The organism is Streptomyces sp. NBC_01520, assembly GCF_045040375.1.
In the GTDB taxonomy this organism is placed as follows: domain Bacteria; phylum Actinomycetota; class Actinomycetes; order Streptomycetales; family Streptomycetaceae; genus Streptomyces.
In genome coordinates this window covers 68,859-90,484 of record NZ_CP109405.1, presented here as the reverse complement: position 1 = coordinate 90,484, position 21,626 = coordinate 68,859, and the positions used below count along the sequence as shown (strand labels likewise).

28 protein-coding genes are annotated in these 21,626 nt (G+C 69.3%); 3 read left to right on the top strand and 25 right to left on the bottom strand.

Annotation, left to right across the window (positions count from 1 at the left end):
- Positions 1-267 precede the first annotated feature (267 nt).
- The 3 genes from OG524_RS36715 to OG524_RS36705 all read left to right on the top strand — a co-directional run bounded on the left by OG524_RS36715 (position 268) and on the right by OG524_RS36705 (position 3,718).
- A complete protein-coding gene (locus OG524_RS36715; RefSeq protein WP_405812571.1) occupies positions 268-3,114 on the top strand; it encodes a tetratricopeptide repeat protein in 2,847 nt (948 codons plus the stop codon).
- A gap of 40 nt (positions 3,115-3,154) precedes the next feature.
- A complete protein-coding gene (locus OG524_RS36710; RefSeq protein WP_405812570.1) occupies positions 3,155-3,361 on the top strand; it encodes a hypothetical protein in 207 nt (68 codons plus the stop codon).
- 144 nt (positions 3,362-3,505) lie between these two features.
- Positions 3,506-3,718 carry a DUF6207 family protein gene (locus OG524_RS36705; protein ID WP_331762321.1) on the top strand — a complete coding sequence of 71 codons (213 nt, stop codon included), beginning with the start codon at positions 3,506-3,508 and terminating at the stop codon, positions 3,716-3,718.
- A 10-nt stretch (positions 3,719-3,728) separates the two neighbouring features.
- Here OG524_RS36705 and OG524_RS36700 read toward each other — a convergent pair whose 3' ends face one another.
- The 25 genes from OG524_RS36700 to OG524_RS36580 all read right to left on the bottom strand — a co-directional run bounded on the left by OG524_RS36700 (position 3,729) and on the right by OG524_RS36580 (position 21,560).
- Positions 3,729-3,917: a hypothetical protein gene (locus OG524_RS36700; RefSeq protein WP_331762319.1), complete on the bottom strand. Its 189-nt coding sequence runs from the start codon at positions 3,915-3,917 to the stop codon at positions 3,729-3,731.
- Between the two features lie 86 nt (positions 3,918-4,003).
- On the bottom strand, positions 4,004-5,098 hold the full coding sequence (locus tag OG524_RS36695; RefSeq protein ID WP_331762317.1) for a hypothetical protein: 1,095 nt from the start codon (positions 5,096-5,098) through the stop codon (positions 4,004-4,006).
- Positions 5,095-5,844, bottom strand: a complete 750-nt coding sequence (locus OG524_RS36690; RefSeq protein WP_331762315.1) for a ParA family protein — start codon at positions 5,842-5,844, stop codon at positions 5,095-5,097. The genes OG524_RS36695 and OG524_RS36690 overlap by 4 nt, the downstream gene beginning before the upstream one ends.
- A 277-nt stretch (positions 5,845-6,121) precedes the next feature.
- A complete protein-coding gene (locus OG524_RS36685; RefSeq protein WP_331762313.1) occupies positions 6,122-6,766 on the bottom strand; it encodes a hypothetical protein in 645 nt (214 codons plus the stop codon).
- Positions 6,767-6,772: 6 nt separating this feature from the next.
- On the bottom strand, positions 6,773-7,234 hold the full coding sequence (locus tag OG524_RS36680) for a hypothetical protein (protein WP_405812569.1): 462 nt from the start codon (positions 7,232-7,234) through the stop codon (positions 6,773-6,775).
- Between the two features lie 7 nt (positions 7,235-7,241).
- The gene (locus OG524_RS36675) at positions 7,242-8,537 is read right to left on the bottom strand and encodes a hypothetical protein (RefSeq protein WP_331762309.1); all 1,296 of its coding nucleotides are present in this window, start codon (positions 8,535-8,537) and stop codon (positions 7,242-7,244) included.
- A 2-nt stretch (positions 8,538-8,539) separates the two neighbouring features.
- On the bottom strand, positions 8,540-9,100 hold the full coding sequence (locus OG524_RS36670; RefSeq protein WP_331762307.1) for a WhiB family transcriptional regulator: 561 nt from the start codon (positions 9,098-9,100) through the stop codon (positions 8,540-8,542).
- The gene (locus OG524_RS36665; RefSeq protein WP_311314928.1) at positions 9,097-9,543 is read right to left on the bottom strand and encodes a hypothetical protein; all 447 of its coding nucleotides are present in this window, start codon (positions 9,541-9,543) and stop codon (positions 9,097-9,099) included. Before OG524_RS36665 ends, OG524_RS36670 begins: the two co-directional genes overlap by 4 nt.
- Positions 9,540-10,220 carry a GGDEF domain-containing protein gene (locus tag OG524_RS36660; RefSeq protein WP_331762304.1) on the bottom strand — a complete coding sequence of 227 codons (681 nt, stop codon included), beginning with the start codon at positions 10,218-10,220 and terminating at the stop codon, positions 9,540-9,542. Before OG524_RS36660 ends, OG524_RS36665 begins: the two co-directional genes overlap by 4 nt.
- 89 nt (positions 10,221-10,309) lie before the next feature.
- Entirely contained in the window at positions 10,310-10,609 is a 300-nt protein-coding gene (locus OG524_RS36655; RefSeq protein WP_331762302.1) for a hypothetical protein, read from the bottom strand.
- 102 nt (positions 10,610-10,711) lie between these two features.
- On the bottom strand, positions 10,712-11,128 hold the full coding sequence (locus OG524_RS36650; protein WP_331762300.1) for an NUDIX hydrolase: 417 nt from the start codon (positions 11,126-11,128) through the stop codon (positions 10,712-10,714).
- Positions 11,129-11,212: 84 nt separating this feature from the next.
- Entirely contained in the window at positions 11,213-12,010 is a 798-nt protein-coding gene (locus OG524_RS36645) for a hypothetical protein (RefSeq protein ID WP_331762298.1), read from the bottom strand.
- 91 nt (positions 12,011-12,101) lie between these two features.
- Positions 12,102-12,671, bottom strand: a complete 570-nt coding sequence (locus tag OG524_RS36640; protein WP_331762296.1) for a hypothetical protein — start codon at positions 12,669-12,671, stop codon at positions 12,102-12,104.
- A gap of 95 nt (positions 12,672-12,766) precedes the next feature.
- A complete protein-coding gene (locus tag OG524_RS36635; protein ID WP_331762294.1) occupies positions 12,767-13,444 on the bottom strand; it encodes a hypothetical protein in 678 nt (225 codons plus the stop codon).
- 96 nt (positions 13,445-13,540) lie between these two features.
- Complete coding sequence (locus tag OG524_RS36630) at positions 13,541-13,900, bottom strand: hypothetical protein (protein ID WP_331762292.1); 360 nt, start codon at positions 13,898-13,900, stop codon at positions 13,541-13,543.
- Positions 13,901-14,032: 132 nt separating this feature from the next.
- Positions 14,033-14,608, bottom strand: a complete 576-nt coding sequence (locus OG524_RS36625; RefSeq protein ID WP_331762290.1) for a hypothetical protein — start codon at positions 14,606-14,608, stop codon at positions 14,033-14,035.
- Between the two features lie 3 nt (positions 14,609-14,611).
- Positions 14,612-14,743 (bottom strand): hypothetical protein, encoded by a 132-nt coding sequence (locus tag OG524_RS36620; protein WP_272924171.1) that lies wholly within the window; start codon positions 14,741-14,743, stop codon positions 14,612-14,614.
- Positions 14,740-15,207, bottom strand: coding sequence for a Pycsar system effector family protein (locus OG524_RS36615; protein ID WP_331762288.1), 468 nt, complete (start codon positions 15,205-15,207; stop codon positions 14,740-14,742). The genes OG524_RS36620 and OG524_RS36615 overlap by 4 nt, the downstream gene beginning before the upstream one ends.
- A gap of 89 nt (positions 15,208-15,296) precedes the next feature.
- Positions 15,297-15,899, bottom strand: coding sequence for a hypothetical protein (locus OG524_RS36610; RefSeq protein WP_405812568.1), 603 nt, complete (start codon positions 15,897-15,899; stop codon positions 15,297-15,299).
- Between the two features lie 132 nt (positions 15,900-16,031).
- Entirely contained in the window at positions 16,032-16,469 is a 438-nt protein-coding gene (locus tag OG524_RS36605; protein WP_331762284.1) for an RRQRL motif-containing zinc-binding protein, read from the bottom strand.
- Positions 16,456-16,953 (bottom strand): hypothetical protein, encoded by a 498-nt coding sequence (locus OG524_RS36600; RefSeq protein WP_331762282.1) that lies wholly within the window; start codon positions 16,951-16,953, stop codon positions 16,456-16,458. The genes OG524_RS36605 and OG524_RS36600 overlap by 14 nt, the downstream gene beginning before the upstream one ends.
- Positions 16,954-17,102: 149 nt before the next feature.
- Positions 17,103-17,285, bottom strand: coding sequence for a hypothetical protein (locus OG524_RS36595; protein WP_331762280.1), 183 nt, complete (start codon positions 17,283-17,285; stop codon positions 17,103-17,105).
- Entirely contained in the window at positions 17,282-18,781 is a 1,500-nt protein-coding gene (locus tag OG524_RS36590; protein WP_331762278.1) for a hypothetical protein, read from the bottom strand. Before OG524_RS36590 ends, OG524_RS36595 begins: the two co-directional genes overlap by 4 nt.
- A 170-nt stretch (positions 18,782-18,951) precedes the next feature.
- Positions 18,952-21,099, bottom strand: coding sequence for a hypothetical protein (locus OG524_RS36585; RefSeq protein WP_331762276.1), 2,148 nt, complete (start codon positions 21,097-21,099; stop codon positions 18,952-18,954).
- Entirely contained in the window at positions 21,099-21,560 is a 462-nt protein-coding gene (locus OG524_RS36580) for a hypothetical protein (protein ID WP_331762274.1), read from the bottom strand. The genes OG524_RS36585 and OG524_RS36580 overlap by 1 nt, the downstream gene beginning before the upstream one ends.
- Positions 21,561-21,626: the final 66 nt, after the last annotated feature.

Sequence of the window (21,626 nt, the reverse complement as noted above, 5' to 3'; positions counted from 1 at the left end):
ACGTCCCGCCAGGCAGGAGCAGCGGCCCAACTTTCTTCTCAGGTGCCCGTCAGGCGGGAAGCAGCACCGGGCCGGACGCGAATGTCATCGCTCTCCAGCAGCCCTCACGTCCTCCTCCGTATCGGCTGCTTCCACCCGGGCTACGTGCAGCCAGCAAGCTCCAGAGCCACTCCACAGAAACTGGAGTCCTCATCTCTCAGCGCGTCGACAGGTTCAGCGGGAGACTTATAGCTGAACTGCAGGGTGTGGCCTTGAGAGTGGAGCGGAATGTCTGAGCAGTCTCGGCTGTCGCGGCAGGAGATCGTCCGCCGTCGACAACGTGCTGGGTTCGTTGGGCGTCGGCGCGAGATGGCGCGGTTTATGGAGAGTTGTACACAAACACCGGAAAGTGACGCCTTTGAGTTTCTCTTCCATGTTCACGGCAACGCCGGGGTTGGCAAGTCAACGCTTGCACGGCAGTGGGAGACCATGGCCCGCGAACACGCTGCTGCTGTAACGACGTTCGTGGACGACGACATCCACGACGCAGTGGAGGCGATGGAGGCAATCAGTACTCAGTTGGCCCGACAGGGCTATGTATTGAAGAAGTTCGACAAGCTGCTGATGACATATCGGCAGCGGCGCCACCAAGCCGATGCCGCCTTAGATGCACTGGGGCCAGAGACAGAAGCTGACGTCGCTGGCACAGCCGGATCGCAGACGGCGTCCGTGTCCAGCCGAGTGGCAGCCCAGATCGGGTTAGCGGGTCTGGGGATGCTGCCCGCTGTGGGTGCGTTGACGGCAGTGATCGATCCGCAGCAGGTGGCTCAGGGCGCTGACCGCGTCAGAGCCCAGCTCAGCGCGCGGCTGGGTAGCCCCAGCGACGTGCGCCTGGTGATGAAGCCCGTGGAGGTGCTCACTCCCGTATTCCTCGAGGAACTCGGCGACATTGCGCAGCGTCGCCCGCGGTTGGTTCTGTTCTTCGACACCTACGAGCGGACCGGGGCGGTGCTGGATTCGTGGCTGCACGACATCATCTTCAGTGAGGACTTCGGCACTCTCCCAGTGAATGTCCAGATCGTGCTGTCTGGACAGGGGCGGCTGAATGCGGGGATCTGGGGCAACTGGCTGGGCCAGGTCTCGGAGGTTCTGCTGGAAGAGTTCACCGAGGAGGAGTCTCGGGCGCTTGTAGCGGCCAAGGGCATCACCGATAGCCAAGTTGTCGATGTGATGCTGCGTCTGTCGGGAGGTCTTCCGCTGCTGGTCGACATGCTCTCCTCTATCGGTCCGGCAGCCCAAAAGACCCTTGGTGACCCGTCCGATACGGCGGTAGAGAGATTCCTGAGATGGGAGTCGGACCCTCGGCGCCGCGAAGCTGCGTTGCGGTGCGCCTTCCCGTTGCAGCTGAACGAAGACATCTACCGTGCTGCTGTCCCCGAGGAATCCTCTGACGACTATCCGTGGCTGCGCGGCCTGGCGTTTCTTTCCAGCCATGCCGGCCGCTGTCACTACCACCGCACGGTCCGGTCCTCCATGCTCCGTTTGCAACGCGGTCTGTCCCCCATCGGCTGGATGGAGCAGCACACTCGGCTCGCCGACAGCTTCGGCCGATGGCGCAGCGCAGTCGAAGCCACTCTCGCGTGTGAGCCTGATCAGTACTGGCGCGATGCGGCCTGGCGGGGGCATCGACTCAATGAGTCCTACCACCGGCTGTGCGCTACGCCTCGGACCGCTGTGGCTGAAGTACTGGGGCAGATTGTTTACGCAGCTGACCACGGCATGGCCACGCTCCATCGGTGGGCTCAGATGTTGACGCAGGCCGGGCATGATTCGGAAGATGATGGGCTTCTCGTATGGGGCCGGCGTCTGGGAGCAGTCGGTGCGCAGCCCGATGGCGCTCTCGTCGCGCTGAGCATTCTCGTCTCTGCACCTGAACTCGGTGCTGCGAGCCGCGCTCTTGCCCATGCTGTACGTGGCCGCTACTACCGTGTCGCTGGACTGTACGAACGGGCCCTGGCCGAATACGAAACCGCGCAACTCCTGGCACCGAGCCTGGTTCAGGCTTTTCATGGCCGGGGCAGGACGTACCACCTGATGGGCCGCTACGACGAGGCACTCACAGACCTCAACCACGCTGCCGGGCTCAGTCCCGGGAAGAGCAGGGTCGTGGCAACCCGTGGTGAAACCTACCGACAAATGGGCAGGTTCGATGACGCTCTTGCAGATTTCACCAGAGCCATGGATGAGGACCCTCAAGCCTGGATCGTCGGATCCCGAGGCCTCACATACCGGCAGATGGGCAGATACCCCGAGGCGCTCGCCGACTTTACCCGGGCCGTCAACGCGGACCCTCACCACGGCCGGTTCATCGCCAGCCGTGGGCTCACCTACCTACTGATCGGCTATTGGAGCGAGGCTCTCGACGATCTCACCCGGGCCATCACCATCAATCCCGACAACTCATGGGCCATCAATTGCCGCGGCCTCGTTCACCAGCTGATGGACCGGCACGACGAGGCTCTCGCCGACCACACCCGCGCCATTGCCCTTCGCTCTGGCTACAGCACCGCCTTGGTTTGTCGGAGCAGCATGTACCAGTTGAGGGGCCGGTACGACGAGGCCCTCACCGACTTGAATCACGCCATCGCCACCGACCCTCAATACGAGAGCGCCTTCACCAAACGCGGCAAGCTCTACCAACTGATGGGAAGGCACGAAGAGGCACTCGCCGACTTCACCCAGGCCATCAGCATTGATCCCGGCGAGGCCGCGCCTCACTATCTCCGAAGCATCACCCTCAGGCAGCTGGGCGGTGAAGACGACGGCGCCCACTGGCCGCAGGTAATCCGTGCTCTCACCGAGGAAGCAGCACGAGAGAACCGGGATCTAGGCAAGGCACACTCAAAGCTCTTCCTCGCCTTCTGCGCGCAAGCGGATTGGGAGAACGCCACAGCGCAGCTGGACACCGCTCTGAACGACCCGTATCCGCTGCTCTTGGCGAAGCTCACGTTGGTTGAACTTGAACACCTTCAACACGTGCTGCCATCGGCCGCTGCCATGATCACCCCGTTCCAAGAGAAGTTGCGGCACGTACTGGCCCAGCCGCGCCCGCCCGCATCCAGGCCATCCGTATAGAAACAGGCGGCTTGTGCTCGCCACGACACTGGCTCAGGGCTTGCCGGCTCAGTCGACGCCATGGGTCCTCTACGCACTCACCGGCCTCGCTCTCGCCGCGGTGGGAGCGCTCATCGGCGTCGTGACGCTCTACCTCACCTGGCAGCACCCGACCCTCGCCACATCCATCGCAGCGGCCGGCGCCGTCATCGGTCTGTTCCTCACCATCGTCACCTTCTTCATCACGATCGCCCTGGCACGCCGGTAGCACCACGCACTACCGCCGACCAAAAAATGCCCCGCTCTCTTCGCGAAAGCGGGGCCCATACACACAGGACGCTTCCGTCGCCCGTACGGACGAAACCCGCCGCACCAGCGAAACCCTCCGGGCCAGCCGCTCGTCGCAACGGGCATGGAAGCAATCGACGCACAGCACATCAGCGAACCCGGCCTCGTCGTCCTCGACATCACCGCCGCCGACGAGGCAACCGCACGCGCCGTGATGGAAGACCTCCAGCAGTGGTGGGCCACCTCGGGCATCGCGCCCGTACGCAGTGAACCCGGGGTACCAGGGGTGAGGGCGCGTGTATATGCCGACGTCCGGCGCCCAGGCACCATGATGTGAACCGTACTGTTCAGCGGCCGAGGCGGCAGGAGCGCCAGCGTGATCCAGTGCGGCTGATGTACCCCAAGGTTTCCAGCCGTCCGAGCTGATACGCGACCGAGCTGCTGCTGGACAGGCCCACCCGGTGTCCTATCTGCCGGGTGGACGGGCCCTCGCCGCACTCGGCGATCCAGTCGCGGATCGCGCGCAGAATCGCCACCTGTCGGAAGGACTCCCGCGAACACGGCGGCCCCGCCAGCAGTTGGGGCCGCCGCCATTTCCAGTGAAAGCGCTGAAGTCAGGTAGTCAGCCAGCAGAGACAGCCTGACGTTCTCTGTGCTTGTTGAGCAGGTCCACCATCGAGTTGAACTCGTCGGCCGGCATCTTCAGAATCAGGTATCGCGCTGCGGCGGCACCGTCTTCGTACGGGAACAGCTTGGGCTGCTGGTCCTCTCCCCCAGCCGCCGCTTCCGCCGGGTTTGCCTGTCCGGGAACGGTTGGAGCGCTGTCCTCCGCTGCCTTGGCAGGCGGCGGGTGCTCCGTGGTGTCAGGTTCCTTCGGTGCTGGGTCGGCCGGATCCGTTTTACGGCCGTAAAACGGATCGGCCTCCTGCGGATCAGGCCCTGCAGGCTGCTCACCTGTTGGTGCCTTGGGAGCGGCGGGCGCCTTAGCGGCCTTCTTGGCGGCCGACCGTTCGGCAGATGCTGCTGCACGCAGCTTTTGCTCGTCGCGCCACCATGCCAGCTGCTGTGTGCCGTCCCATTCGTTGTCTCGGGCCAGCTTGCCCAGCGAGCGCGCGGCGTCGAGTGGCATGGCCTTCTTCTGCACCAGATCCTGAGCCTCGGCGGCCAAGTGGGTAAGCAGGACGCGCTGGGTCACCCATCCGTCAACCCGCTCGAAGTGCTGGGCTACGGCGCGGTTGGAGCCGAACTCGGCAACAAGGGACTGGACGGCGTATGCCTCTTCGATGGGGTTGAAGTTCTGCCGGTCGACGTTCTCGGAGACCACGGCCTCCATGAACGCCCTGCGGTCCTTGGCCAACCCGTCGTCAACGACGCAGTTCAGGGTGGGGCTGCTGACGGCTACGGAGCCCCGGTATCGACGCTCACCGGTGACGAGGACGTAGTCGACGTCGCCGATCTGCTGTGCGTGGTCGGGCCACAGCTTCAGGTAGGCGCCGCGGCTGACGGCGGGGCATGCCTGGATCTGGCGCCGCAGGAGGCTCTTTCCGAGGTCGATCAGCTCTGCTTCGGTGCCGAAGTCGGTACGCGGGTTGACCAGGTTGGGGGCAAGCCGACTGAGCGGGACACGGAGCAGGCGTCCGTCAGCCCGGGTGTCGACGACCGGGGTGTCATCTTCATCGCTGAAGAAGTCGTCGAACTCATCGTGCTTGGCCATCATCGGCCTCCTGCGTACTTCTGGCGGCGGAGCTGGTGCTCCAAGGCGAGGGACACGAAGTCCTGCTTGGCCTTGGTGGCGATGTGGTTGGACTCGTATTGGGTGCAGAGCCGCCCGTTGGTGATGCCGCGGGTGTGCGGCTTGTAGTGACGGACGGTCGCATTGTAGAGCTCCCAGCCCCTGCGTTGGACGAGGCTGATGGTGCGGTCGCGGTCTGCGGTGCCGTCGCGGGGGTCCCAGTTGTTGACGACGACCCCGTAGGGGATCTGTCGGGGAACGAGGACGCGCTCGACGGTGACCCTGGTCGGGGTGAACGCCGATCCCTCTGCTTCAAGGGGGACGATGACGTCGTCGGCGACATCGAGGACTGCCCGGAGCGCGTCTCCTGTGGTTCCGTCACCGAGAGGGTCGATGGACTCGTCTTCGTCGTCTTCTGCCTTCAGTGGCATGAAGCCTGGGGTGTCGACGATGACGATGTCGGCCTTGGCGCTGCGCAGACGACGCAGCTTGTCGAGGCTCTGGCTTGCATCGATCACACGGAAGGGAACGGTCCTGCCGGTCTTCCTGACCTTCTCGGCATGTTCGATGCTGGTGCCCTGAGGGTCTATTGAGACGACCGCTACGGACGGTCCGTCGCCTGCGGTCTCGCCGCTGCCAAGGATTTCTGCGTAGACCGCAGCGAGGTTGACCGACAAGAGCGACTTGCCGACTCCGCCCTTACGGTTCAAGAAAACGGTGATGTAGGGCATGTACTTCTCTCCGACTACTTCCCGGGATCCCGGTACTTCGGATGGACGGGAAGCATCCTCTCAGATGATCAGAAAGCGTCCAGCAGGGCGTGCGGAGCGCCGTGGTTTTACGGCCGTAAAACGGGTGAGTCAGGCGACGAGCCGACTGCCGCATCGAACAGGTTGGTTTTACGGCCGTAAAACCGACCAAGATCTGACCGCTCCAGAAACGCAAAAAGCGGCCCCTGTCACCCGGAGCAAGATCCGGGTGACAGGGGCCGCTTCGGAGTGCTGAGCGTCAGCCTCTGGTCATGGTGGTCACGCGCCCACCACCGCGAGGACGTCGGTCAGGAGCGCGGTCCCCGCGATGCAGCCACGTCCCAATCAGGTAGCGGGGCGAGGTGTTCTCCTCGCGCTCTCTGATGGCGTCGGCGAGCAGCTCCTCCAGCTCGGTCATCTGCTCTTCGGCGAACCACTGGGGCTGGTAGTCGTCGCCGTGGCAGACCGGGCACGGGTGGTCGTGGCCGGCGAACTCGAGCCACGGCGCGCAGCCGACCTCTCCGCACGTCGGCTGGGTGGGGTCCTCGCCGATGCCGGAGCAGTACGGGCAAGGCGTGTAGCGGTAGTCGACGGGGGCGCCGTGGTGGAGGTCGGAGTGGAGCTGGGCGAGGCCGCGGACTCCGAGCTCGCGCAGCAGTGCGTCGGCGGCGAGGGCCTGGCGGTCGATGCCGGTGTGGTGGTGGTCGGCGAGCATCTGCGCGGCGGTGCACCAGGCGAGGCTGGAGCGGTCGATCGGGATGGGGTAGCTGCTGGCCCATGGGTCGGTGGGCTCGGGGTCGGCGGGCGGCAGGGCTGGCGCGGTGAGCGGGATACCGAGGGTGGTGAGCTGGGTGGTGACGTCGGTGACGCGGCGGGTGAACTGGTCGAAGGCGGTGGTGGGCATCGGCCCTCACATTTCCGGTTCGGGGAAGGGCAGCTGGTGGAGCGCGGCCGCGCGGGCACGGCCTCGGGTGGGGCGCGGCGGGGTGGGCGGCTCGGTGCGGGTGAGCGTGGTCTCGGGGAGGAGTCCGAGCTGTCCGGCGGCGGCCGCGCGGGCGGCGAGGGTGAGGGAGCGGGTGACCCGGTGGTGTCCGTGGTCGACCCGCAGGTGGCAGAGCTGGCAGGCGGCGAGCAGGTTCGTCTTTCGCACGTCTTCGGGGGTGTGGTTGAGGTGGGCGGTGGTGAGGCCGACCATGGAGCCGGTGTCTGGGTGGATCTGCTCGTGGACGGCGGGGCAGCGGCCGCCGGGGTGCGTTAGGCCGCAGTGGCCCGTGCACTCGCAGCGGCCGCCTGCCCGCTCGAACCGGATCCGCGCGCTGATCTCGTTCCAGTCGCGTGGGTACCGGTGGAGGTTCTCGGGGCGGATGGGCACAGCTGGCTCACTCGCCGCCGGCGGCCTGGCGCTGCTCGAACGCCTCGAGCAGCTGGCCGATCCCGTTCGGCTCGGCTGCGGTGCCGACCGGTTTGCCGGTCTCGGTGAACACCTCCACCTCGGGGGTGTCGGCGTCGAAGTAGCAGACGTAGGGCCCGTACCGCTCGAGGACCGCCGTGGCGACGGCGGTCGGGTCGGACAACAGGGGCGCGGTCTCCAGTACGGCGAGGGTGGTGACGATCAGCCACATCGGCTCGTCCGGTGTGCGGGGCAGCCGGAGGTAGCCGGTGACGTGCAGCTGGTCGCCGGGGACGAGCTCGTGCAGCACCCTGTGCGCGAGCTCCGGGTCGGCGACGCTGCACGGCAGGATCATCTCGTCGGTGCGCTCGTCCGTCGGGGAGACGGTGAGACGGAACCGCGCCGTGCTGCCGTGCAGGTCGCCGGGCACGGTCTCTTCGTCCAGGAAACCATCCAGGGCTATCGCGTCGCCCATGGTCAACTGGCCTTGGCGACCGGCGCCTGGGTGGGCGGTGTCGAACGCGTCCAGGATCTCCTTGCGGACGATTCCGGCGTTGGCGACCGTGTGGCCGTTCTTCCGTGCCCAGGCCCGGATCTCGGCGAGCTCGTCCTTGCTGCGACCGCTGCCGAGCCCGGAGCGGATCGGGGTGGGCGCGGTGGCCGTTCCCGTGTTCGCGGTGCGGGCGCCGGCCTTCGCGGTGCGCAGCTGCTCCTGTGCCGCTTCGAGTTCGGCTTTGAGCTTGGCGACCTTCTGCTCGGCCTCGCGCTGCGTGGCCTCCGTCTCGCGGCGCTCGGACAGCTCGGTCAGGTCGGCGGTGATGCGGGCGGCGCGGCTGCGGATCCCGGCGAGGCTGTGCGATCCCGCCCAGTCGAGCAGCTCCTGGATCTCGGTGGAGACCGGGACGGCGAGAGTGGTGGGCAGTCCGAGGACCTGGTCGGCGATGAGGTCGTGGAGCTCGGTCTCACTCAGGCCGGTGGCCTCGCGGATGGTGTCCGCGCCGTCGCCGTTGTTGTGCATCGAGATCGCCATGGCGGCGTGCGCGGACAGGGGCGGGGCGGTGGTGGTCGTCATGGTGGATGCGTCTCCGGATTCCGTGAGGGGGAGCAGGGCGGTGAGGGTGGTGTCGTCGTGGGGGAGGCCCATGGCGTCCAGGAGTTCCGCGAGGTCGTCGCGGTCGTGGGAGTGGTGCGCGGTGACCCGGGCCGCGGCGGCGAGCTGCTGCTCGTGGTTCGGGTTGAGGGGCAGCGACTCGGCTTCGAGGGCTTCTTGCCAGTCGGTGAACACGGCTACGCCGCCTTGCCGCTGACGAACAGTTCCAGCACGTGCCGGTTGCTGGCCGCCTGCTCGGGGGTGATCGGCTGGCTCCAGCGGTTGTACGGCTCGGGCCGGGTCGGGATGAGCTCCATTTCGAGGCGGGACAGGGCGCGGGTGCGGACGGTCGGCGGGTTGAGCCGCGCGTCCTGCCGGCGCTGCGTACGGCGGCGGTCCTGTTCGGCGACCACCGCGACCCAGTCGCCACCGAGGCGTGCCGCGAGTTGCTTGCGCAGCTGTTTGCGGTCGCGGGCGGTGGTCGCCGCCCACACCCCGGTTTTGGTCAGGTCCTCGTTGGCGAGAGCCCATTTCAGGCAGCCCTGGACGATCGGGCAGCCAGAGCAGGCGTGCTTGGCCTGGGTCAGCGCCTTCTCGCGGGTGTGCGGGTCCTTGTCGGTGTTGTGGATGTCCTCGATGGCGAACAGCTCGGGGCTGGTGCGGCAGCGCAGGATTTGGTCGGTGTGGGGGAAGGGAATGCGGTCGTCGGCGGGGACGATGGCCGGCGGGTTGGGGACGCCCGTGCGGTTGCCGTTCATGGGGTTCCCTCCGGGGCGTGCAGGTCGGGGAGCTGGAGGCGGACCTGGTCCACGAGGTCCTCGCTGGGCTTCCACGGTCCGAGCGCGCCCGCCGGGATGGGGATCGGGAGGGGGAGCTCCTGGACGTCGGTGAAGACCAGGTGGAACGGGCTGCCGGGTTCGGCCCACGGGGTGCAGCGCCCGTCGCCGGGGTGGACGTCGGTGAGGCGGGCGACTCCGATGACCGCGCCCCGCTCCAGCTGGCGGCCGCGGATGGTGGTGGCGACCAGCGGCAGGCGCAGCGCGGCTCGTTCGACGGCGAGTCCGGCGTGCAGGAGGTAGAGACCCAGCGGCCAGCCCGGGGAGGGGCGGTTCTCGATCGTCTTGTCGCCGGTGATGAGGCAGGTCGCCCAGGGCTGGCGGACCGTGATGCCCCGGATCCAGTCGACGCGTGTCTGGCTCATGCGGCCCTCGCCGTCTCATGGGTGCCGGGGCGTCCGGCGCGGCGTCCGTTGATGCTGGCCACGTTCGCGTGCTCGGGGCCGGCCACCACCGGGGTGCCCGTGTGCTTGCCCGCGTACATCGCGGCGTCGGCGGCCCGCTGGAGCAGACCCAGGTCCGTCGTGCCGAGGACGTCGGGGGAGGCGGCGCCGATGGAGGCGGCGACGTCGACCAGGGCGCCGTCGTCGACCTGGACGGGCTGCGCGAGCAGCTGCGTGAGCTGGGCGAGACGGAGCTCGCGGCGGGCGGGCCCGATGCGGACCGCGGCCGCGAATTCGTCGCCCCCGAGCCTGCCGACCGCCCCGCGGCTGCCCGCCCACGCGGTGAGCCGGGTCGCGGTGGCGGCCAGGACGCGGTCGCCGGCGGCGTGCCCGCCAGGTCCGTCATTGATCTGCTTGAAGTGGTCCAGGTCCACGAGGACCACCAGCGAGCTGTCGCCGTACCGCCCGGTGATCTGCCGGGCCTTGGCGTTGTAGCCGTCGCGCCCGAGCAGCCCGGTGAGCGGGTCGCGTCGGGCGGCGGACAGCTTCCTGTGCAGGCTGACCGCGTGCACGGTCCAGCCGGTCAGTGGCACGGCGAGGCTGGTGATGAAGAGAGCGCGTTGCCCGATCGGGGTCTGTACGCGCACGGTGGAGGCCATACTGGTCTCTCCCTCTCGTCTAGTACGGGATGGGTGGCCCGGGGCAGGCGACGGTTTCGACGCCTAGTGCGCCTGCTCCCGGGGCGTAGCTACAGCTCGTAGGGCTTCTTGCGGGTCCAGCTGTTCGGGTTGGACCAGCGGCCGGCCTTCGCCGCCGCCCAGTCCAGCTCCCAGCCGTCGCGGACTCCGCGCGCTCCCCAGCCGCCGTCCTGCTGCCCGGGGACCTCGAGCCCGGCCTGCCGCGCGGCGAACGCCGCGTCGTAGACCTGGTGGGCGCGGTCCAGGGCCTCGGTGACCGAGGACGCCTTGCCGGTGAAGACGTGCACACCGTGCAGCGCCCGGCTGGTGTCGTGTATCGGGACGTCAACCTCGTAGAACTCCAAGTGCATGACGCCCACTCCTTCCTGTCGCTGGTCGTGGCGGAACACCGCGACCGCCCCGGCCGGTGAGGCCAGGGCGGCACGGAGGAGCGCCGCGCTCGCGCGGGAGGATCAGCGGCTGAGGGCGTCCGCGATGATCTCGGCGTGGTCGAACGCGAGGTCGGGGAGCGCGGCCAGGGGCCACCAGCGGGCGGCGGTGGCGTCGTCCCCGGCCGTCGGTTCGACCAGCGCGGGCAGGGTGGCCGTGTAGGCGACGGTGACGTACCGGCCGCGCGGGTCACGGTCGGGGGCGTCGTAAGCGCCCACCTGCCGGAGCTCGGTGGCCGGGACGAGGATCCCGCTTTCCTCCTCGAGTTCGCGGGACCCGGCGGGCCGACTGGCCTCTCCCCTGTTCACATGGCCCCCGGGCAAAGCCCACTGGTCCTTGAACGGGTCCCAGCCCCGCTTGATCAGCAGGACGTGGCCGGCGGCGAGCAGGACGACGTCGGCGGTGTAGCGGATCGTCTCGTCGGTGGTGTCGGTGATCACTTCAGATGTCTCCTGGTCTCGAAGAGGATGAAGAAGGCCGCCCCGGCCGGTGGCCGGGGCGGCATGGAGAACGACGGCGGGTGGTCAGGCCGGGACGGGGGCCGGGGTGTCGAGTCCGGCACCGATCAGCAAGCCGCGGATCGACTGCTCGTACTCGCCCGAGCGGATCCGGTCGAACATGAGCTGACCGGCGACCAGGCAGCGGGCCCGCAGCTGGATCAGGGCGACGGCGTGCGGGTCGGCGCCGGCGGCGGTCGCGGCCTGCGCGGCGGCGTCCCCGGCGAGCTGGTTGACCGCCTGGAGGGCGGCCTCGCGTCGGGAGTACTGCGCCCGGCAGAACGCCCAGCCGGTCAGCGCCCGGGTGTGGTCCACCCGCTTCTCCCACGCCGTGTACGTGCGGCGCGTGCCCTCGGGGTCGGCGGCCCACTCCGCGGCCCACTGCCGGGCGAGGTCGGGCAGCTGTGCGACGGCGGCCAGGGTCTGCTCGCCGCGGTGCCCGAACGCCCGCCATGCGTCGGTCTCCTCGAGGACGCGGATCTGGTGGGACATCAGCCAGTACGGGGAGTGGTGACCGCCCCAGTTGCCGGTCTCCCCGAGCGGCTCCACGATCCAGAGCCGGATCGGCCAGCCGTCCTCGATGCGCTCCAGGATCTCGCCGGGCCGGGTGTACATGTGGAAGTAGCCGAAGGGCCGGTCGGTGTACCACTTCTGGCCGGGGGTGGGGTGGTCGACGACCTGGCCGATGTGGGCGGCGAGGTTGACGGTCGGGATGGTCTCGCCCTGGGCGCGGTGGTAGCGGGCGAGGTAGTTGTCGGTGGGCGGGAGGGTGCCGTCGGGCCGGGTCGCCATGTAGTGGACGACGGGCCGGGCGCTGCTTGCCATGACTTCCTCCGTGTCGGTCAGAAGGTGTGGGCTGACGTGCCCCCGCACCGTCCCGGCCGGGGTGGCCGGGGCGGCACGGCGGCGCGTCAGGTCACAGGCGCCGGGCGAGCTCCGCGGTGACGCGTTCGGCTTCGGCTCCGTCAGCGAGGATCTGCGCCTGGAACTTGTTGGCCTGCCGCTTGCTGAGCGGGTTGACGTTCATCTCGTGGCGCACCCAGGCGACGCGGTTCTCGCGGGTGCCGGAGCGGATGAGCTGGTCGACCTCGACGAAGCCGCGCAGCAGGCTCAGCTTCAGCTGCTTGGGGTCGCGCATCTTCAGGGCGTTCAGCAGCATCCACAGCGCGCCCTTGGGGGCGATCACGGTCGCGACGCGGAAGTCCTTGGGCTTGCCGACAATGGCCTGCTGGACACCGGCGGACTTCCAGACGTTCTCCGGGATGCCCGCCGCTTCGCCCTGCGCCTCGTTGGCGAGCCCGAGCAGCAGGTGGGGCTTGGTCAGGATGATCGTGACCGCGCCCAGCGGGCGGCGTCCGAAGTGGTCGTGGACCAGGTTGCGGACGGTCGGCGCGTAGGAGGTGACGCGCTGTTCGGCGGTGCGGGATACGAACGCGCCGTAGCGCAGGACGCTGAGCTGGGAGGGCCTGTTCTTGGTCGCGGGCATGGTCGATGCGGTCCTCTCGGTGGGGGATCACGGGGTGGGCTGATTGGCCACCGCACCGCCCCGGCCGCGTGGGCCGGGGCGGAACGGGCAGTCCGTCAGACCGCGTGGATGGTGAGGTCGTCGTCCAGGACGTCGTCCTTGTCGACGTCGGCGGTCGCCGGGACGGCGGGAAGGCCGGCGGCGCGGGCGGCGAGCTGGTGGCGGATCTCGTCGATGCTGGTGATAGTCACCGGCCGGTCGCCGTCGGCGGTCAGCAGCGTGAAGTGGTTCTCACGGCTGTACTGGGTCTGCTCGATGCGGTGGTGGAGCCAGACGCCCGGGGCGAGGTAGTAGGACGCTTCGCCGTCCTCGTAGCCGCGCCACCGGTCTTCGTCCCGCAGGAAGTTCTGGCCCTGATCGATTCGGAACGCGGCTCCGGCAGCGCGGTGCGCGGCGTCGGCCTCGGTGGCCGTGGCGACCTGGATGAGGGCCTCGTTCAGGGTGTCCGCGGGGTCCGGGGCCGATGCATGGGTAGCCCTTAGCGGGCTGTGGGATCGCATCAGTCGGCGCATCGGGGCGAGGACGAGTTCGGCGAGCCCGTCGATGGCGACGGCACCGACGATGGCGACAGCTCCGGCGAACGCGATGCGGGCTCCGTCGGTCCAGGCGCTGGGGGTGAGCTCGTAGCCGAGGTAGGCACCGGTCGCTCCGCCGATCAGGGCGGTCGCCATGCTGGCGCCTTCGATCATCGAGTTGGCGACGGTGTTGGCCGTCTGGCGCAGGGTTGCGGTCATGATGATGGAGCTCCTTCTTCTTCTCGATGCGCTCTGGGAGGGGAGGGGTGCTGCTCCGGGGCGGCCGGGTTCAATGCCTGCGGCCGCCCCGGGCGCTCAGTGGCCGGCCGTGTGGGCGGCGGCGGTGGTGCGGACGGTGTCCGCGAGGAGCATGGTCATCTCGTGGCCGTGGTCGACGGCGTCCTCCAGGTGCTCGATGAGCTCCGGGGGCAGGCTGCGGTTGCGGGCGCCGGTCAGGACGCCCTCCAGGTAGAGGACGTCGGCGAGGATGCGGCCGCGGACGTCCAGGACGCCGGGCTGTACGGCGAGGACGTCGGTGTTCTTGGCGGTCGCCAGGGCGGCGTGGTTGGCGGCCCCGGTGTACGCGGTCTCGGTCTGCTCGGACAGCAGGCCGTCGATCTCGGTGGTGTCGCCGTAGGCGCGGCGCCATCCGAAGCGGGCGGCGGCGACTTCCATGAGGGAACGGCGGGCGAGGGACACTGTGACCTCCGGGGGAGGGCCGGTCGTCCGGTCTCGGCTGACCGGGTGGACACCGCGTCGTCCCCGGCCGCCGTCGTGCGGCGGACGGGGACGCACGGAGAGCGCCGGTCAGTTCTCCGGGAGGCGGCGTGCGTAGTAGGAGAGGTAGTCGCTGTACTGGCTGCGCTCGATGCGCAGGATCTCCGGCTCGTCAACGGCCAGCTGCTTGAGCACGCCCACGATCCAGTCGTTGGTGCGCTGGAGGGTGAGGCGGATCAGGTCCAGCTCCGACAGCCACAGCTGCATGTCCTCGTTCCGGCGGCGGGCGCCGCGCACCCAGGCGTGAAGCCGCTCGCGGACGGTGTCGTCGTCCGGGCGGGCGGGGATGTCGCGGGGCAGCGCCCGGCAGGCCGTGGCGTGCTCGTTGGCCACCGTTGCGGCGTCGGCGAGGCCGTAGCGCGTGTTGTAGGTGTGCTTCCCGTCCTTCGCGGTGGCGTAGTGGCAGCCGAGGCAGGCGACCGAGTAGTAGGTGCCGGACGGCCCGTCGTCGGTGGTGTAGACGAGGACGACCGCGTGCGCCTGGTTGTAGTACCGCTGGGCGATGGTGACGCCCTCGGGCTTCCAGGTCTCGCCGATCTCGGGCCACGGCTCGGGGGCCGGCGCTTCGACGGCCTCGGGGCGGCGAGCGAACAGGGTGAGGGCCATGGGTTACTGCTCCTTCTGGTCGGCCTGGGCGTGGATGCGCGCGGCGGTGCGGCGGGCGGCGGCGATCACGAACGGGATGGCGAGCGCGCCGGCGATGCTGGCGTAGCTGATGACGAAGCTGGCGGCGGTGCTCACACCAGCACTCCGATCGCGGCGACGGTCAGCAGGGCGAGCGCGGCGAGGATGACGTCGACCGCGAGGGCCAGGCGCTGGAACTTGCGGACCGCGAGGGTCGACAGGGCCTTGATGCGGGCGAGGCGGTGGTCCTGCTCCATCGCCACCTCGAGCTCGTTCTCCTCCAGGCGCGCCCACTGCGGGAAGGTGCCCGGCGCGGCAGAGCCCACGGCGAGGCAGGGCCGGACGACCAGGAGGAGTAAGACCGCCGCAGCCGCGAGGGCGAGGACGGCCAGGCCGCCGACGGCCTTCGTGAACACGGGCAGGTCCTTCTCGGCGAGGCTGGCCAGACCGGCGAGGACCGCGCCGTCGAAGGCGAGCAGCAGGCTGGCCTTGCTGTCGGTGCGGGCGATCTCACCGGTGACGGCGGCGCAGGCGGCGTCCCGGTTCCGGTCGCCGATGTTGGTGAGAGGGGCGGTGGTCATGTGCGACTCCCATCCGGGCCGGGCTGTCCGGCTCCCCGTCACCACCCGGCCCGCGGCGTGCGGGGCGGGTGGATCAGGCAGCCGTCAGATCAGCGAGCCGGGTGGTTGTGGTTGTGGTTGTGCAGGTGGATCAGCGGGCGGAGGGACAGGCCGCGCAGGGCGAAGAGGCTGCCGATCGTCCAGGCCAGGACCGTGAGGGCCGCGGCGACGGGGCGGCCGGCGGCGGGGGCGGCGTCCCACACCATGAGGACCGAGCAGACCCCGTGCGCCGTCCAGGTCAGCCGGGCGCCGACTGCGCCGGTGAACCAGGACAGGGCCAGGGAGGCGATGCCGACGCCCTGCCAGATGACGAACGCACTGGTGGCCGTGAGGGGCAGGCCGACCGTGTGCGCGCTCAGGTAGGCGTGGACGGGGTCGGCGACGGTGGCGGTCCACTGCGTGAACCACGCCCAGTCCTGGTGGTGGTACCAGTCGATCGCCTTGGGGATGCCCCACTTGAGGACGAGCAGCAGGGCGACCAGGCCGACGACGCCGAAGGCGGCGATGGCGCCGGGCGGGATGTCGTCGGCGGCCTTGATCGGGTGCGGCCGGGGCGGGGCCGGCCGCCGGGGCGGCGGGACGCGCTGGCTGTCGTCGATGGTGTCCAGCGGCGGAATGGCGGGGTCGGACTCATGCTTGTCGGGCTCGCTCACCGGGTTCTCCTTCACGGTGGTCGACGGCGTGGACGAGGTGGTGCATACGCGGGCGGGCCGGGCTCACCGACTCCCCTCACCACCCGCCGACGGGCGGGTGGGTCAGGCAACCGGCAGACGCGGGAGAGGGGTTCAGGCCGCGACGGCGAGGTGCTCGCCGGGCGGGCGCATGTAGCTGCCGGGGGCGGTCGGGGTGCCGTCGTAGCACTCAAGACAGGACCCGAGGGTGCGTAAAGGAAGGCAGTGGTAGTACCGGCGCGAGCACTTCGGGCAGGTCTGCCGGGCGGCCATCGCCTTGTCGAGCGCGAGCTCCTTGGCGAAGGTCATCGGCCGGATCGGCTTGGCCTTCTTGATCTCGTACAGCCACGCCATGCGCTTGCCGCCCCGGCACTCGATGACGGCGACCGGGTCCTGGCCGCCGGGCCGTAAGCACTTCTCCCTGAGTTGCCGCCTGGTCGCGAGCCCTTTCGGGGCCTGCCTCCAGCGGTGCACGGGGAGGGCGCCGGTGGGGTCGGCGTAGATGTCGACGTCCCGGACGGCCGGCGGGGACGCCGGTTCAGCGGCGGCCACGGCCTCGGTTGTGCCCGCGGCCGGTGTGGACCTGGACCTTGGCGCGGCCCCGGGCGTTGACGTTGACCGAGCCGCCCCGGCCGGGGCCGGTGACGAGCATCTTGAGGAGGACGAAGCCGCCCAGGCCGATGCCGGCCAGGATGGCGAGCGCCTTGGCGAGCTCGAGGATGGCGGCGGCCAGGAAGTAGACGCCGACACCGGCGATACCGACGATGACCGCGACCAGCGCGGCCTTCACCAGGAGCGGGGAGACGTAGGGCTGCGGGGCCGGAGCGGGCGGCGCCGTGTAGTAGGCGACCGGCTGGCCGTTCGGGCCGGGCATCATCACGACGCCGTCCAGGCCGGCGGTCGGCGGGTAGACGACCGCGTTCTGGGGGAGCGGGACGACGTGCTGGCCGTACTGCGGGGCGGGCGCCTGTCCGTACCGGGGCGGCAGCGGCTCGGGGTAGTAGGTGGGCTGGGGCTGCCCGTCGTAAGACGGCATGATGGGTCCTCTCCTCTGTTGGGGAGCTCGGGCAGGTGTCATTGGCGTGAGATCGCCCGGGGGAGGCTTCGGCCTCTTCACCGGCCTCCGGGGGTGCTTGATTCATCCCCGGAGGCCAGTGGAGCCGTCGAAGCGCGGTGGGTGCGCCTTCAGTCGGTGAGGTGGCGCCACCGCGTGGGCAGCAGCTCGTCCCGGCGCATCAGGATCATCGGCGGGTGGCCGGGGCCGGCCTTGGGGAGCAGGGCGACCGGCTCGGTGCCCAGGTGTGTGAAGTCGAACTCGAAGTCGGTGTCCACGGTGTCCTCTTCCTCTTCTTCGGGCCGGTGGGTCATGCCGCACCGACGCTGTCGTCCTCGAAGACGTCCAGGGCGTCGGCGATGACCGACTCCTCGAATCCGTCCTCTTCTGCGAGGCGGCGCCTGGCGGTGCGGACGCGGTCTCCGACCCACGTCTCGCCCTTGCCGTACTGGTTTCCGAGGCGCTCCAGGTCCGGCTCGATGCCGGACAGCGAGCACTTCGCGATGTACCGCTCGGCTTCGTCACGCTGCTTCTCGCGCACTTCGCGAGGGATCCGACCGCCGTTTTCCGAGGCGGTCAGGGCGGGCACCGCGCTGACCGCGACCCCACTTTCCGAGGCGCGGCCCGAGGAAATCGAGGCGCGGGCGACTGAACTTTCCGAGGTTCCGCGAGCCTTGGCGGCGGCCCGCTCAAGGGCGCGCTGCCGCTTGAGCTTCTCGGCTTCCTCCAGGGCGCGGGCCTCAGCCTCAGCCTTGATCCGCTCGGTATCCGCGGCGGCTTCGGCCTCCCGGCGCAGGGCTTCCGCCTGGGCTTCGGCTTCCTTGCGCAGCGCCTCTGCCTGCGCTTCTGCCTTGACGATCTCTGCCTGGCGGGTGGCCTCACGGTCCCGTTCGGCCTGGTCCCGCTCCCACTGCTCGCGGTGGCGGCGGTCTTCGATCTCGGCCTCGGTCTTGCGCCGCGTCGCCTCGATTTCTGCGGTGCGCTCGGTCAGTGCGAGCCGCTCGCGTTCTGCGTCGATTTCTGCGCGGCGGGTACGGTCTGCCGCCTCGATTTCTGCGGTGAGCCGCTCGTTTTCGAGCCTCGCGATTTCCTCGCGTTCGCGCCGGGCGGCCTCGCGTTCTGCCTCCTCGCGCTTCGTGGCTTCCTCGCGTTCTGCTGCCTCGCGCTTGTCGGCTGCCTCGCGTTCTTCCTTCTCGCGGGCTCGCTTTTGAGCGGTCTCGCGTTCGGCGGCCTTCGTCCCCTCGAACTGCGCGATGATCGCGGCGAGTTCGCCGCGGCGCCGGGTGGCGTACTTGCGGTAGCCGGTGGCGGCTTCCGCGAGCAGGATCAGCAGGGCCGGGGCGACGGAGTGGAGCAGGATTCCGCCGGCGTCGGGCTTCTGCGGGACGAAGTGGAAGTGGCCGTCGGGGTAGAGCGACGTCCAGCAGTTCATCACCCAGGTGGAGAGGCCGGCGGTCCAGCGCAGCAGGAACGGCCAGCCGCCGGGCTTGTAGTCGCCGCCGTGCTCTGCGAGGACACCGTCGACGTACAGGACGGTGATCAGGGCGAGGCTGGCCAGCGGGTCCAGCATCCAGGCGATGTACCAGGGGATCGAGTGGGAGATGCCGAACAGGGTCACATTCACACAAGTGAAGATCAAAGCGCCGCCACCGATGGTGAGCAGCGCCTTGGTGACCATGGCCAGGACTTCGTCCAGCTTGGCGATGGACTGCCGGGCCTTGGCGGCGTCGTCCGCGCTGACGGGCGGGGGCGGGAGGGGGGTCTTGGGCGGCCCGGCCTGCTTCGGCCGGGGCGCGGTCGGGGCGCTCATTCTGGCTACCTTCCGTAGTGTGCGGGGGGAGTGTGCGGCGCACACTGCACAGGGTTCAAACCGGGATCAATCACCTGTGTGCGGGCCTGCACACTGGAAAATCCCTAGGGGGAGGGAGGGGCCGCACAGTGCGGTGTGCGCTGTGCGGCCCTTCCCAGGGTTGGTCACTGTCAGTTGTCGTTTCCGAGCGGGGAGCGGATCAGGTCGTACGATCCGTAGCCCTCCTCGGACTCGTCCTTGGCGATGACGCCGTCGTCCAGGAGCTGCTTCTTGAGGCGGTTCCACCAGTCGCGGGCGCCCTTCTTGTTGACCCGCATCCACAGGTCGTTGAGCTCCTTGGGCTCGAAGTTGTCTTTGCCTTCGCGCACCCAGGAATCCAGGCGAGCAAAGATGGCGGCCTTGGTGTCGTCGGGGGAGAGCTTGTCCTCGTCGGCCACCGCGCCGGGCAGCTGGAAGACCGGGGCGGTGGCCGCCGGGGCCTCGATGTCGTTCTCGACGCTGAGGTGGTCGTACGCGCCGGGCTCGGGGTCGGCGGCCAGGATCTGCCGCAGTTCCTCGTCCAAGTCCTCGGTCTCCTTCGCGAGCAGTTCGGGGTCGACCTCGATGTCCACGTCCTCGTCCTCCTCGTACTCGTCGTCGGCGTCGTACTCGGAGGCCGTGTCCGCCGGGGTGGCGGGTGCGGCCGGCTGCTGGGGGAAGGCGCCGGTCCCGTCGGTGTCGCCCTCCAGGAGCGGGGTGGTGTACGTGGTGCGGTTGGTCCACAGCGCGCCGAACGCCTCAGCGGTCGTGGCGTCCATGGGGGTGCGCACGTTCATGCCCGCGGTGACGGCGGCCGCCAGGGTGGGGCGGTCGGCGTTGTAGGTGCGGGCGGTGACCGCCCAGCGGTCTTCGGCGATGCCCATCCCGGCCGCGTACAGGTAGCCCGGCTTCCTGTTCGCCCAGCCGGGGAAAGCGCCGGCGTCGATCGCCTCGGGCGGCAGGACGTACTGGGCTTCCGCTCCGTCGGACAGGCCGTAGGCCATACCGGCGGGATGGTTGGAGCGCGCCGTGGTGTCCATCTGGTCGTGCGTGGCGCGCTGGATGGAGGAGAGGAACCAGCCGCCGGTGGAACGCAGGGTGCGCAGCACCTTGCCGTACGCCTCGCCCTCGGCGAAGTCGGCGGCCTCCTCACCGATGATCACCAGGAAGTTCAGGCCGCAGCCCGGCTTCCACTTCGCCAGGCCCTTGGCGGCGAGGAACTCGCCGCGGGCCTTGATGACGGTGTGCATCTGCTTGAAGAACCGGCGGGCGTCCTTCTCGTTGGTGATCACCATGTCGGCGGCGTGCCGGACGTGCCCGTAATCCTGCATGAACTTCGAGCAGTTGATGACGATGACGGACACCTCGGTGCGGGTGGCGGCCTCGGTCACGATGATGCTGTTGCCGACCGTCTTGCCCGCGCCGTTGACGCCCTGGGCGACGCAGTGCTCGACGTTCTGCCCGCCCTCGACCTCCTGGAAGTCGTTGAGGATGCCGGGCAGGTTGAGCTTGAGCGTCTCGCCGTCCTCGTACCGTCCGAGGGCGATGGGCATGTCGCCGAACCCGGCGCCGAACGCGGAGGGGCCGGGCCAGGCGAACCCGTCCTTCAGCAGGTCGGCGACCTGGACCCGCATGGTGATCAGCGAGGCGTCGTCGTCGTCGACGGTGTGGGTGATGCGGCCCTGCCCGAGCTTGAGCGCGGAGGTCATGGCGGGGATACGGCGGGCGAACTCGTCCGCCGTAGCCCCGTCCTTCGCCTCGACCTTGGCGACGACCGTGCCCTTGCCGTTGGACTTGGCCTCCTTCAGCTCGTGCTTGGCCAGGCCGATCTCGGATTCGAGCTTGGCCCACTTGCCGTCGGCCTTCTCTCCCGCGCCCTTCTTGTGCAGCGCCGACCAGAGGTGGTTGGCGATGCACAGGCCGGACCCGGCGAGCGCCCAGGCGCCCATCGTGGCGCCGGACTCCAGGCCCACCACTGTGCCCAGGGTGATCCCGGCCGTGGTGGCGATGGAGTTGACCTGGTGGAGGTAGCGGACGTCCTTCTCGCGCTTGGCCTTGACGTCCATGTGGTTGATCAGCTTGGACAGGGCCGCGCCGGTGCCGGCCAGACCGAGCGCGGCGAGCGCCAGGGAGGCCGGGGTGGTGGCGAGCAGCACGTGGGCGGTTTCAGCGGCGATGCAGCCGCCGATGTTGATGCCCCACGGCCCGCCGTAGGTGACCCATGCCTTCTTCGAGGAGTCCTGCTCCTCTTCGGTACGGGTGTCGATCTTCTTCGCTCGTGCGGAGATTCGGCGAGCCATCACGCTGCCCTTCCGGTCTCGCCCGGACGCCCGGCGGCGCCCTTGGGCTTGTCACCGATGGAGAATCCGGGCTTCTTCGAGCCCTTGCCCTCGCGTGCCTTCCGCTCAGCCTCGATCTCGGGCTGGATGAAGTGCTTGACGAAGGAGGCGTACATCTTGATGCCGCTCAGTCCGAGGACCTTCGCGGCGGAAGCGCCGCCCTTGAGGTGGGCGGAGACGAGCTTCGCGCGGATCTTGGACTGGGCGCCGAAGGTCCACCACTTGCCCTTGTACTGGGCGAGGATGGCTCCGACCATGTCCGCGTCCATACCGATCCGCATGTGGAGCTCCATGCCGATCGCGCGCAGGATCCGGGCGTACTGGTAGAGGTCGCGGTCCGTCGTGAACTCGATCTTCTCCAGCTGCTGGATGAGCTGGGAGAGGTTCGAGCCGAGCTTCTCGCCGCTGTCGCTGTCGCTCATGTCGGGGTGGGTTCCTTCCAGGTCGGGGGTCGTGCGGACGGGTCGGGGGCTGTCACCTCCCCGCGG